Origin of the sequence: Kitasatospora sp. NPDC056651, assembly GCF_042792155.1 — a bacterium.
Classification (GTDB): Bacteria; Actinomycetota; Actinomycetes; order Streptomycetales; family Streptomycetaceae; genus Kitasatospora.
This window is the reverse complement of sequence record NZ_JBHTWX010000118.1, coordinates 17,054-29,333: the sequence shown is the minus strand read 5'-3', so window position 1 is coordinate 29,333 and position 12,280 is coordinate 17,054. Positions and strand designations below refer to the sequence as shown.

10 protein-coding genes and 1 rRNA gene are annotated in these 12,280 nt (G+C 74.4%); 6 read left to right on the top strand and 5 right to left on the bottom strand.

Annotation, left to right across the window (positions count from 1 at the left end; all coding sequences use genetic code 11):
- The 3 genes from rrf to ACFRAR_RS32575 all read left to right on the top strand — a co-directional run.
- Positions 1-88: ribosomal RNA gene (gene rrf / locus ACFRAR_RS32585) — 5S ribosomal RNA — on the top strand; the annotation flags it as partial.
- Positions 89-256: 168 nt separating this feature from the next.
- Positions 257-664 carry a YciI family protein gene (locus ACFRAR_RS32580; RefSeq protein WP_380702823.1) on the top strand — a complete coding sequence of 136 codons (408 nt, stop codon included), beginning with the start codon at positions 257-259 and terminating at the stop codon, positions 662-664.
- An 8-nt stretch (positions 665-672) separates the two neighbouring features.
- Positions 673-1,830, top strand: coding sequence for an RNA polymerase sigma factor (locus ACFRAR_RS32575; protein ID WP_380702827.1), 1,158 nt, complete (start codon positions 673-675; stop codon positions 1,828-1,830).
- Positions 1,831-1,842: 12 nt separating this feature from the next.
- Here ACFRAR_RS32575 and ACFRAR_RS32570 read toward each other — a convergent pair whose 3' ends face one another.
- The 5 genes from ACFRAR_RS32570 to ACFRAR_RS32550 are packed head-to-tail and all read right to left on the bottom strand — an operon-like array spanning position 1,843 to position 7,276.
- Complete coding sequence (locus ACFRAR_RS32570) at positions 1,843-3,153, bottom strand: DUF58 domain-containing protein (protein WP_380702821.1); 1,311 nt, start codon at positions 3,151-3,153, stop codon at positions 1,843-1,845.
- Between the two features lie 40 nt (positions 3,154-3,193).
- The gene (locus ACFRAR_RS32565) at positions 3,194-4,204 is read right to left on the bottom strand and encodes an AAA family ATPase (protein ID WP_380702819.1); all 1,011 of its coding nucleotides are present in this window, start codon (positions 4,202-4,204) and stop codon (positions 3,194-3,196) included.
- Positions 4,201-5,397, bottom strand: coding sequence for a DUF4350 domain-containing protein (locus ACFRAR_RS32560; RefSeq protein WP_380702817.1), 1,197 nt, complete (start codon positions 5,395-5,397; stop codon positions 4,201-4,203). The genes ACFRAR_RS32565 and ACFRAR_RS32560 overlap by 4 nt, the downstream gene beginning before the upstream one ends.
- The gene (locus tag ACFRAR_RS32555) at positions 5,394-6,083 is read right to left on the bottom strand and encodes a DUF4129 domain-containing protein (protein ID WP_380702815.1); all 690 of its coding nucleotides are present in this window, start codon (positions 6,081-6,083) and stop codon (positions 5,394-5,396) included. Before ACFRAR_RS32555 ends, ACFRAR_RS32560 begins: the two co-directional genes overlap by 4 nt.
- Before the next feature lie 5 nt (positions 6,084-6,088).
- A complete protein-coding gene (locus tag ACFRAR_RS32550) occupies positions 6,089-7,276 on the bottom strand; it encodes a hypothetical protein (protein WP_380702813.1) in 1,188 nt (395 codons plus the stop codon).
- 287 nt (positions 7,277-7,563) lie between these two features.
- Here ACFRAR_RS32550 and mtrA point away from each other — a divergent pair, with 287 nt between their 5' ends.
- Genes mtrA through ACFRAR_RS32535 form a run of 3 tightly spaced genes read left to right on the top strand, consistent with a single transcriptional unit; the run spans position 7,564 to position 12,188 of the window.
- Positions 7,564-8,241 (top strand): MtrAB system response regulator MtrA, encoded by a 678-nt coding sequence (gene mtrA, locus ACFRAR_RS32545; RefSeq protein ID WP_030247322.1) that lies wholly within the window; start codon positions 7,564-7,566, stop codon positions 8,239-8,241.
- A gap of 1 nt (position 8,242) precedes the next feature.
- Positions 8,243-10,348 carry an MtrAB system histidine kinase MtrB gene (gene mtrB, locus ACFRAR_RS32540; RefSeq protein ID WP_380702810.1) on the top strand — a complete coding sequence of 702 codons (2,106 nt, stop codon included), beginning with the start codon at positions 8,243-8,245 and terminating at the stop codon, positions 10,346-10,348.
- Entirely contained in the window at positions 10,323-12,188 is a 1,866-nt protein-coding gene (locus tag ACFRAR_RS32535; protein WP_380702808.1) for an LpqB family beta-propeller domain-containing protein, read from the top strand. The genes mtrB and ACFRAR_RS32535 overlap by 26 nt, the downstream gene beginning before the upstream one ends.
- The last annotated feature ends 92 nt before the right edge of the window (positions 12,189-12,280 follow it).

Sequence of the window (12,280 nt, the reverse complement as noted above, 5' to 3'; positions counted from 1 at the left end):
CGGTTACATTCCGAACCCGGAAGCTAAGCCTCACAGCGCCGATGGTACTGCAGGGGGGACCCTGTGGGAGAGTAGGACGCCGCCGAACAATTATTGTGAATGAACCCCCATCCGGTTTCCGGATGGGGGTTCTTCGCGTTTCCGGACCATCTCGCTCCAAAAAATCTTGGCCGGCGGTGTCGAGAACCCGTGCCCGGCGCCGTCCCAGGGGTGAGCGCGGCCACAATGGGTCGCACCAGCTTCGGAGGAGACGACGATGGCCAAGTACCTGCTGCTGAAGCACTACCGAGGCGCCCCGGCCGCGGCCGGCTGCACGCCCATGGACCAGTGGACGCCCGAGGAGGTCTCGGCGCACATCACGTACATGCGGGACTTCGCCGCCCGGCTGGAGACGACCGGTGAGTTCGTCGATGCCCAGGCCCTCGCGCCCGAGGGGACCTGGGTCCGGTACGACGGCGAGGGGCGGCCGCCGGTCACGGACGGACCGTTCGCGGAGACCAAGGACCTGATCGCCGGCTGGATGGTGATCGACGTCGACAGCTACGAGCGGGCCCTCGAACTGGCCGCGGAGCTGTCCGCCGCCCCCGGAGCCGGCGGGAAGCCCATCCACGAGTGGCTGGAGCTGCGGCCGTTCCTGGCCATGCCGCCGAACTGCACGGAGTGACCGCTCCCATGGACGAGGCCCTGCTGAGGAGCCTCACGCCGAGCGTCCTCGGCGTCCTCGTCCGCCGCGGAGCGGAGTTCGCGGCGGCCGAGGACGCCGTCCAGGAGGCGCTGGTCGAGGCGGTCCGGCTGTGGCCTGCGGAGCAGCCGCGCGATCCCAAGGGCTGGCTGGTCACCGTGGCCTGGCGGAAGTTCCTGGACGCGACCAGGTCGGACGCCGCCCGTCGGCGACGGGAGGACCTGGTCGACCGGGAACCCGGGCCGGGCCCCGCGGCCGCCGTGGACGACACGCTCCGGCTCTACTTCCTGTGCGCCCACCCCTCGTTGACGCCTTCCTCGGCGGTCGCCCTGACGCTACGGGCCGTGGGCGGGCTGACCACCCGGCAGATCGCCCGTGCCTACCTGGTGCCCGAGGCGACGATGGCGCAGCGGATCAGCCGGGCCAAGCGCACCGTCTCGGCCGTCAGGTTCGATCAGCCCGGGGACGTCGCCACCGTGCTCCGGGTGCTCTACCTGGTCTTCAACGAGGGCTACTCCGGCGACGTCGACCTCGCGGCCGAGGCGATCCGGCTCACCCGGCAGCTCGCGGCGGTGATCGACCACCCCGAGGTGGCGGGGCTGCTGGCCCTGATGCTGCTGCACCACGCCCGCCGGGCGGGCCGGACCGGGCCCGACGGGAGCCTGGTGCCGCTCGCGGAGCAGGACCGCGGGCGGTGGGACACGGGGCTGATCGCAGAGGGCGTGGCCGTTCTCCAGGCGGCCCTGGCGCGGGACCGTCTGGGTGAGTTCCAGGCCCAGGCCGCCGTCGCGGCGCTGCACGCCGACGCGCCCACCGCCGAGGAGACGGACTGGGTGCAGATCGTCGAGTGGTACGACGAGCTCGTCCGCCTGACCGGGAGCCCCGTCGTGCGGCTCAACCGCGCGGTGGCGGTCGGCGAGGCCGACGGTCCGCGCGCCGGGCTGGCGGCACTCGCGGAGCTGGACGACGCGCTGCCCCGCCACACCGCGGCGGCGGCGTACCTCCACGAGCGTGCGGGGGACGCGGCCACGGCGGCCCGGCTGTACGCGGAGGCGGCGCTCAAGGCTCCCAACCTCGCCGAGCGCGACCATCTGATCCGTCAGGCGGCCAGGCTCAACGCGGAGATGATGGGTCGTCGGAACTGCTGAGGGGAGGGCGGCTCAGAGTCGGCCGGCCGCCTTCAGCGCCAGGTAGGTGTCGGCGAGGGCCGGTGCGATCCGGGCCGGCGGGGCGTCCAGGACGGTGGCGCCGTGGCGGGTGAGGCGCTCGGCGGTGGCGCGGCGGTCGGCGCGGGTCTGCTCGGCGGCGGCCGCTCCGTAGACGGCCTCCAGGGTGCCCCGTCCGGCGGCGAGCTCGTCCAGCCGCGGGTCGGCGACGGAGGCGAGGACGACCTCGTGGCGCTTGGTGAGCAAGGGCAGCAGTGGGCGCAGGCCGTCCTCGGCGGGCGCCGCGTCCAGTCCGGTGAGCAGCACGATCAGCGAGCGGTGCGGTGCCATCCTGAGCGCCGTGGAGACCAGCGAGCGCATGTCGGTCTCGTGCAGCGCGGGTTCCAGGCCGGCCATCGCGTTGGTGAAGGCGGGCAGGACCTCGTGGGCGGAGCTGCCGGCCACCGCGACGCGCTTGCGGGTGTCGTGGGCGAGCAGGTCGACCCGGTCGCCGGCCCGGGTGGCGAGGGCGGTGAGCAGCAGCGCGGCGTCCAGGGCGGCGTCCAGCCGGGGGGCGTCGCCGACCCGGCCGGCCGAGGTGCGGCCGGTGTCGAGGACGACGAGGATGTGCCGGTCGCGTTCGGGGCGCCAGGTGCGGACGGCGACGGTGCTGCGGCGGGCGCTGGCCCGCCAGTCGATGGAGCGGACGTCGTCGCCGGGCAGGTACTCGCGCAGGGAGTCGAACTCGGTTCCCTGGCCGCGGGTCAGTACCGAGGTGCGGCCGTCGAGTTCGCGCAGCCGGGCGAGCCGGGAGGGCAGGTGCTTGCGGCTGGTGAACGGGGGCAGCGCGCGGACCGTCCAGGGGACGAGGTGCGAGCCCTGACGGCCGGCCAGACCGAGCGGGCCGAGCGAGCGGACCGTCACCCGGTGGGCGTGGTGGTCGCCGCGGCGGGTGGGGGTGAGCACGGTGGTGATCCGGCGCCGTTCGCCGCCGGGCAGGGCCAGGGTGTGCCGGGAGGCGGCCTCGGCGGCGCCGGGAAGCCAGGCGGAGGGGGCCCAGGCGTCCCGGACCAGGCCACGCAGCGGCCGGCCGGACGGGTTGGTGACGGTCAGTTCGACCGTGGCGCTCTCGCCGAGCCGGACGGTGGTGTCGCCGCCCCGTTCGATCCGCAGGCGGCGGACGGGGGCGGCGAGCACCAGGTCGACCGCGACGGCGACCAGTACCGCACCGGTGACCAGGCCGATCCCGGTGCGGGACGGCAGCAGCAGGCCCACGACGAGCGCGCCGAGCGCGGCGAGCAGGGCGGTTCGCCCGGTGAGGGCCATGCGGTTGCGCTCCTTCGGGAACGGAACGGGTGCGGTGGGATCAGCGGGGTGCGGGCGTCTGGGCGAGGACGGCCTGGATGACGGAGTCGGCGGTGACGCCCTCCATCTCGGCCTCGGCGCGCAGCGCGACCCGGTGCCGCAGGGTGGGCAGGGCGAGTGCCTTGACGTCGTCCGGGGTGACGTAGTCGCGGCCGGCCAGCCAGGCCCAGGCGCGGGAGGCGGCGAGCAGGGCGGTGGCACCGCGCGGGGAGACGCCGATGGACAGCGACGGGGAGTTCCGGGTGGCCCGGCAGAGGTCGACGATGTAGGCGAGGACCTCGGGGGAGACGGTCAGCCCGGCGATCTGCTCGCGGGCGGCGGCCAGGTGCCCGGGCCCGGCGACCGGGCGGACGCCGGCCGCGCGGAGGTCGCGCGGGTCGAAGCCGGCGGCGTGCCGGGAGAGCACCTGGAACTCCTGGTCGCGGTCGGGCAGCGGCAGGACCAGCTTGAGCAGGAAGCGGTCCAGCTGGGCCTCGGGCAGCGGGTAGGTGCCCTCGTACTCGACCGGGTTCTGGGTCGCGGCGACCAGGAACGGGACGGGCAGCGGGCGCGGTTCGCCGTCCACCGTGACCTGGCCCTCCTCCATGGCCTCCAGCAGGGCGGCCTGGGTCTTGGGCGGGGTGCGGTTGATCTCGTCGGCGAGCAGCAGGTTGGTGAAGACCGGGCCGGGCTGGAAGGAGAACTCGGCGGTGCGGGCGTCGTAGACGAGCGAGCCGGTGACGTCGCCGGGCATCAGGTCGGGGGTGAACTGGATGCGCTTGGTCTCCAGGCTGAGCGCGGTGGACAGGGTGCGCACCAGCAGGGTCTTGGCGACGCCGGGGACGCCTTCCAGCAGGACGTGCCCGCCGCAGAGCAGCGCCACGACCAGGCCGGTGACGGCGGCGTCCTGGCCGACCACGGCCTTGCCGATCTCGGCGCGCAGGGCGGTCAGCGCGGCGCGCGGGTCGGTGGCGGGGGTGGCGGGTGCCGTGCCGGGGACGGAGCGGAGCTGGGCGGTTGCCTGGTCGGTCACGGGTTCCGTACCTGCCTTTCGAGGGCGTCGAGGTCGTCGGCGAGCCGCAGCAGTGCGGCGTCGTCGGTCGGGGGCGGGCCGTACAGCAGGGCCCGGACGTCCCCGGCGGGCCGTTCGGGCGACCGGTCGGCCACGGCGGCGCAGAGCGCGTCGGGGTCGGGTGCGCCGGCCCGGAGCGGGATGCCCAGGGCCGGGGCGAGGCGGTGGGCGGCGGCGGTGCGCAGGGCCTCGGCGGCGCGGCCGCGGGCCCTGGCCCTGCGGTACAGCCGGGCGCGGCCCTCGGTGGTCTCGGCGGCGCGGACCACCACGGGCAGGTTCTCGCTGATCACCGGGCCGAGCCGGCGTCCGCGCCACAGGGCGGCGAGCACGGCGGCGACGGCGAGCTGGTAGCCGGCCCAGTGCCAGCCGCTCGGGAGGTAGTCGCCGAAGGTCTTGGTGCGGGTGCCTTCGGGGAGCGGGACGGAGTAGTCGGGCAGGTGCCAGGTGAGGCGGGGCTGCGAGCCGAGCAGACCGAGGGCGAGGGCGGCGTCGCCGTCCCCGGCCAGCTCGCCGTTGCTGAGGAAGGCACCGCTGCCGAGCACGATGACATCGTGGCCGCCGTCGCCGACCGGGATGCCGACCAGCGGGTAGCCGTGGCCGCGCGGGTAGCAGCCCTCGCCGCGGCTTCCGCTGGTGTAGAGCATGCCGCCCTGCTGGGCGCTGCCCGCCCGGACGGCCTCGGGAAGTGTGCATTCCGCGGGGGTGGAGCGGACGGAGGCGTACGGCAGCCCGCCGGCGTCGTCGGACGGCCGGATGCCGGGCGCGAGCGCGGTGAGCGCGGCCGGGCCGGGGGCGACCAGCACCAGCCGCCGGTGCCGGGCGGCGGCGACGGTGCGCAGCTGGGCGGGGCTGAGCAGATCGGGTTCGGGCAGGACGAGGGTGTCCGGGCCGGCCGGGGTGACGGTCGGGTCGGAGGTGAACTCGGCCTTGAGGCCCTGGCGTTCGAGCAGGGCGACGACGGCGTGGGCGCCGTCGCGGTCGTAGGAGCGGGGGTCCAGCGGCGGGTAGCGGCGGTCCTGGCCGAGGGCGGACACGGCGGTGGCGCCGATCAGCAGGGCGGCGAGGACGGCCAGGTACCAGCGGGCCCGGCGCCACAGGCCCCCGGCGGTGGGGGCGAGGCTGGTCGGGGTGGCGGCGGGGGCGGGGGCGGTCATGCCGCTCCTCCTGGGGTCGGCGCCGGGGCCGGGGCGGGGGCGAGGACGGGGCGGGTGCGCTCCAGCGTCCGGTCGAGGTCGTGCAGCAGCCGGTACGCGGCCTGGTCGGCGGTGCGCTCGCCGTACGCGATGTCGTCGAAGGTCCGGGCGGCCGCGGCCAGTGCGGCGGCGTGCTCGGGCAGGGCCCGTCCGGCCTCGGCGGCGGCCTCGTCGGCGGTGCGGCCGGGGCGGGTGTCGAGCAGGGTGCGCTCCTCCAGGCTCCGGACCAGGGCGCGCATCTGCTCGCGGACGGCTTCGGACCAGCGTCCGGCGGCGGCGTGTCCGGCGGCGTCCGCCCGGTACTGGTCGGCGCTGCGCGGTCCGCCGTCGCCGTACACGTCCTGGACGGTGCGGGCCGCACGGCGGGGTGCGCCGAGCCGCCACCAGAGGGCGGCGCCGATCAGCACCGCGACGATCAGGAAGAGGATCAGCCCGGTGGTGCCGTCGGTGCCCTCGCCGGAGATGCTGTCGAGCGCGCCGGCGACGTGGTCGTAGATCCAGTCCGTGATCCGTTTCAGGACGGACGGGTCGTGCTTGTGGTACTCCGCGTCGAGGAGTTCGTCACGGGCGGCGTCGCGCGCCGGGTCACGCGGGACGGTGACCGGGGCGCCGCCCGCGACGAGGAGCCTGTCCCCCCAGGTAGGCATCCGGCTCAGCGCCTCGTCGTGGTCGGATCGCCCGGGCCGCCCCAGCCGGTGCCGTGGTGCTCGGGCAGTCCGGCCGCGCGGGCGAGCTCGATGTCCAGGGCCTCGCGGCGGATCCGCTGGTCGATGTAGACCAGCACGCCGACGGCGGCGGTGAACGGGGTGGTGAAGGTGCCGGCGATGATCCCGGCGACCGACATGAGGATCACCATGGCGGTGCTCTGGTCGAGGGTGTCCGGCAGACCCTGGGAGTCGAAGCTCTCGAAGCCGAGGGCCATGCCGAGGATCTGGAACGGGACCGCGATGACCACGGTGGCGACGAGCGCCAGCACGTGGCTCAGCAGGGTGATGCCGAAGACCCGCCACCAGGCGCCGCGGACCAGGCGCCGCGAGCGCGACAGCGCGGTCAGCACGCCCTGCTTCTCCAGCATCAGGGCGGGGGCGGCGAGGCTGAAGCGCATGTAGAGCCAGAGGGCGACCGGCACGGTCAGCAGGCCGACCAGGGCCAGCAGGCCGGCGATCGCGGGGGAGCCCGAGCCGCCGGCGGAGTAGCCGAGCAGCGGGGCGAAGCCGAGCAGTGCCACGCCGGGGCCGATCAGGGCGGTGAGCACGGTCAGCCCGAGCAGCTGGACCATCCGGGGCCGGGCGTCGTTCCAGACCTCCTTGGCGGTCGTGGACCGGCCGAGGACGGCGCGGCTGACCACGACGGTGAGCAGGGCGGTGGTGATCACGCCGAGCAGCAGTTGCAGCGGCATGTCGGCCAGCAGCCGCAGGGTCGGGGTGGCCTCGCCGGTCTTGCCCTTGACCAGCAGGTCGACCAGGACGCTGCCGGCCTGGGCGAGCACGGCGATGCCGAGTGACAGCGCGAGCACGGTGCGCCAGTGCCGGCGCACGGTGGTGACGCCGCCGTCCAGCAGCTCGCCGAAGCTCAGCGGGCGCAGCGGGATGACGCCGGGCTTGGGGCTCGCCGGGGCGCCCCAGCCGTACGGGTGGTGGCCGCCGGGCGGTTGCTGCCCCCACTGCTGTCCCCATTGCTGTCCCCACTGGGGGGCGTCGGCCGGTCCGGTCCGGCCGGGGGCGGACTGCGGTGGTGCCGACGGTCCGGGCGCGGCGGCGGGCGCGGCGGCCGGCGGCCGGGCGTCGTCGCGGGGCGGCTCGGACGAGCTGGGCGAGGCCCAGCCCGGGGTGTCGGTCATCACTGCTCCTCGGAGGGCGTCACGGGCGCGACCGCGGGCGGATCTTCCGCCCGCGCGCAGCGCCCATCGTGCCATGGGGCCGGAAACCGGCCCCACGGCGATCCGGTTGCTGATCGGCAACGGTCGTCCGCGGTAGGGCGGGCGGTGCTCCGCGAGGGGTCCCCGGGCACTCCGGCGGGGTCCATTCGCCCGGTATGGCCGGAATGCACCAGTGAGCGAGTTGGCCGTTCTGGAGCATTGGCACTGCTGTGCGGCAGGTCACAATCCGGTAATGAGAAGATGGACGCATGAAGGGACGCGTCCTCGTCGTTGATGACGACTCCGCACTGGCCGAGATGCTCGGTATCGTGCTGCGTGGTGAGGGTTTTGAGCCGTTTTTCGTCGCGGATGGGGACAGGGCGCTAGCCGCGTTCCGGGAGACCAAGCCCGACCTGGTCCTGCTCGACCTGATGCTGCCCGGTCGGGACGGCATCGACGTGTGTCGGCAGATCCGGGCGGAGTCCGGCATCCCGATCGTGATGCTGACCGCGAAGACCGACACGGTCGACGTGGTCGTGGGCCTGGAGTCGGGTGCCGACGACTACGTCACCAAGCCGTTCAAGCCCAAGGAACTGGTGGCCCGGGTGCGTGCCCGGCTGCGCCGTGCCGAGGAGCCCACCCCCGAGCAGCTGACCATCGGCGACCTGGTGATCGACGTGGCCGGCCACTCGGTGAAGCGGGACGGCCGGGGCATCCCGCTGACCCCGCTGGAGTTCGACCTGCTGGTCGCGCTGGCCCGCAAGCCCTGGCAGGTGTTCACCCGCGAGGTGCTGCTGGAGCAGGTCTGGGGCTACCGCCACGCGGCGGACACCCGTCTGGTCAACGTTCATGTGCAGCGCCTGCGTTCCAAGATCGAGAAGGACCCAGAGCGCCCCGAGATCGTGGTGACCGTCCGCGGCGTCGGCTACAAGGCCGGACCCAGCTGACGTGACGGAGCGGTCAGACGACACCCCGTCGGGTTCCGCGACCGACGGGGCGGGCGCCGTGCGCGGCGACGTGCTGAGCTCGACCACCCGCCGCCGCGGCCCTTCCCGCGCGGTCGGACTGGTGCGGCGTCAGCTGCGCCGCCCCGCGCACCGGGTGACCGCGCTCTACCGCCGGTCGATCCAGCTGCGCGTGGTCGCGGTCTCCCTGCTGGCGTCCATCGCGGTCGTCCTGGTGCTGGGCGTGGTCGTGGTGGCGCAGGTGCGCACCGGACTGCTCGGCAGCAAGATGGACGCCGCCCGCGCGCAGGCGCGGATCGGTTTCCAGGTCGAGCAGAAGAAGATCGACGAGGCCCGGGACCAGAGGCTGCGGGGCGCCGGCGACCCGACCGTCGACGAGACCGGCACCTGGCTGCTGCGGCAGGTCAACGACCTGGCCGGGAGCGGGCAGACGGTCTACTCGGTGATCGCGATGGCCCCCGGCACCGGCGCCGTCGCCCCGGACACGGCCGGTTTCGCACCGCGCTACTCCGGCGACATCCAGCCGATCAGCATCCCGGACACCCTGCGGGCCAAGCTGCTCGCCGAGCCCGGCCAGATGTTCGAGCAGCCGACCCGGATCCACCGCTCGCCCGACAGCAGCGTCAAGTCCGAGCCCGGGCTGGCCCTCGGCATGCAGTTCGCGGGCCCGGCCGGGACGCCGTACCAGCTGTTCTACGTGTTCTCCTTCGGCCAGGAGACCGACACCCTCAACCTGGTCACCGGCACCCTGGCGACCGCCGGCGTGTTCGTGGTGATCCTGATGGGCGGCATCGCCTGGGTCGTGGTGCGCCAGGTGGTCACCCCGGTCCGGATGGCCGCCGGGATCTCCGAGCGCCTCGCCGACGGGCACCTGGAAGAACGGATGAAGATCACCGGGACGGACGACATCGCCCGCCTCGGGGAGTCCTTCAACCGGATGGCCAACGCCCTCCAGGCGCAGATCCGGCAGCTGGAGGAGCTGTCCCGGGTGCAGCGGCGGTTCGTCTCGGACGTCTCGCACGAGCTGCGCACCCCGCTGACCACGGTCCGGATGGCCGCCGACCTCATCTACGACAGCCGCGAGGACCTGGACCCGATGGCGGCCCGCTCGGCCGAACTGCTCCAGGGCCAGCTGGACCGCTTCGAGTCGCTGCTCGCCGACCTGCTGGAGATCAGTCGCTTCGACGCCGGCGCCGCGATCCTGGACGCCGAACCGGTCGACCTGCGCGAGATCGTCGGCCGGGTGGTGGAGGCCGCCGAACCGCTCGCCGAGGCCAAGGGCAGCGCCGTGGTGATCCGCGGCGACGGCGAGCCGGTGCTGGCGGAGGTGGATTCCCGCCGGATCGAGCGCATCCTGCGCAACCTGGTGGTCAACGCGCTGGAGCACGGCGAGGGCCGTGACGTGGTGGTCCGGCTGGGCTCCGCGGACGGCGCGGTCGCCGTCGGCGTGCGCGACTACGGCATCGGCCTCAAGCCGGGCGAGGCGTCCCGGGTGTTCCACCGCTTCTGGCGGGCCGACCCGTCCCGGGTGCGGACCACCGGCGGCACCGGCCTCGGCCTGTCCATCGCGGTCGAGGACGCCCACCTGCACGGCGGATGGCTCCAGGCCTGGGGCGAGCCCGGCGGCGGCTCGCACTTCCGGCTCACCCTGCCGCGGACCCGGGGCGGGGAGATCGCCCGGGCGCCGTTCCGGCTGGAGCCGGAGGACTCCCGCAACAACCGGGGCCTGGGGGCCCAGGGCACGCCGTACCGGCGGGCGATCAGTCCGGCCGGCTCGACGGCGACCGCCGCCGTCGTCGACGACCACGCGGAGACGCCGGAGGGCACGGGCAACAGCCTCGGCAGCGGGCTCGGCGGAGTGCTGAACATCGGCCCCGGGCTGAGCCGGCGCCGACTGCCGGAGGGGCCGCGGGCGGACCCTTCGGACGTGTGGACGGCGGGCGGCTACGGGGCCACCGGCGCCCAGGTCATGGTGGACCCGACGCCGGGACGGCCGTCGGTGGCACAGCGGACGGCGGAGCCGGACGCGATGGGTGGGACGACGGACGCGGAGGGGTCGCAGCGTGCGAAGGACGAGCAACAGGACTGAGCCGCGGCTCCTCGCGGCGGTCGGCGCGCTGCTCGGCACCCTGGTGGCGAGCGGCTGCGCGGCCATGCCCGACTCCGGCGGCATCACCAAGGTGGAGCTGTCCCAGGGCCCGGCCGACAAGAACCTCCAGGCCCGGGTCTTCCCGGTGGCGCCCGGCCGGGGCGCCAAGCCGACCGAGCTGCTGACCGGGTTCCTGGACGCGGTGACCGCCGACGAGGGCTACGAGACGGCGCGCAAGTACCTCACCGAGAGTGCCGCCGCGACCTGGAACCCGGACGCCGGGATCCAGGTGCTCACCGCGACCACGATCCCGGCCGGCCAGGACATCACCGCCGCGGACACCCAGGTCTCGGCGGCGGTGAGCGGGCAGCTGGTCGCCACCGTCGACGACAAGCACTCGTACCTGCTGGTCGCCGGGCAGAACAACAACGTCTCCTCGGACTTCACCTTCGTCCGGGAGAACGGCGAGTGGCGGATCGACAAGCTCCCGCCCGGCGTGATCATGAACGAGACCAACTTCCGGAACAGCTTCCGGCAGGTCGAACGGTTCTTCTACGCCGCGCCGGACCCGTCGGCGGTGGTCTCCGGGAACACCGGCCAGGAGGTGCTGATCGCCGACCCGATCTACCTGCGGCGCCGGATAAACCCGCTCATCTCGGCCGCCCGGGCGCTCGTCAAGGGCCCCTCCAGCTGGCTCGCTCCGGTGGTCGGGACGGCGTTCCCGACCGGTGCCACGGTCGAGTCGGTGACCATCGACGACAGCCGGGTCGCCCACGTGCAGCTCGGCAGCGCGGACGTCGGCGAGCCGATGGCCTGCCGCCGGATGGCGACCCAGCTCTTCTACACCCTCGCCGACCAGGGCAAGGGCCAGGTCGAACGGCTGGAGCTGAAGGGGCGCCACGGCTCCTGCACGGCCAGCCGCAGCGACCAGCCGTCCACCGGCCCCGGCGCGCTGGCCGGGCGCGCCTCCACCCAGCAGTACTACCAGCGCACCGACAACGGCGTGCTGATGATGCTGACCGACGAGGGCCGCACCGGCGACCCGGTCCGCGGCGCCCTGGGCAAGCCGCAGCCGAACGGCACGCCGCCGCTCGGCACCGTCGCCGTCAGCCGGGACGGCCTCACGGCCGCCGCGGTCAGCGGGGACGGCCACCAGGTCTACTCGGTGCCGCTGGCGGACGGCGCCGCCCTCGGCGAGCCGGTGCTCAGCTCGCCGGCCAAGGGCGGCGACAAGGAGGACGGCTTCGGCTCGCCCAGCTGGGACGGGCGGGGCGACCTCTGGGTGGTGGACCGCAACAAGCAGAACCCGCGGGTGGTGATGGTGCGCGGCAACAAGTCGTACGCCGTGCCGGTCGAGGGGCTGACCGGGCAGACCGTGGAATCGCTCAAGATCGCCTCGGACGGCGCCCGGATCGCCCTGGTGGTCAAGACCCCGGGCGTGGCCACCAGTTCGCTGATGTTCGGCCTGGTGGTGCACGGCGGCACCAAGGAGGCGCCGACCGCGAAGATCACCGGGCTGCGCCGGGCGGCCCCCACCCTCACCGACGTCGCCTCGGTGTCCTGGGCGGAGACCGACCAGTTGCTGGTGCTCGGCAAGGAGGCCGACCGGACCCAGCAGCTGCACTACATCAGCACCGACGGCTCGCAGAGTTCGGACACCCAGCTGGGGATCGGCGAGAGCATGCGGACCGTCTCGGCCTCGGAGTCCCGCGGGGACGTGCTGACCCAGGCGCCGCCGGTGCTCGCGGTGGCGGACGCCAAGGTCTACCGGCTGCTCAGCAACCAGTGGCGGGAAGCCCAGTTGATCGACAAGCCCCGCTCGTTCTTCTACCCGGGCTGAGGGGTCGTCGGGTCGTCCGGTCGTCGGGTCGTCCGGTCGTCGGGTCGTCCGGTCGTCGGGTCGTCCGGTCGTCGGGTCGTCGGGTCGTCCCG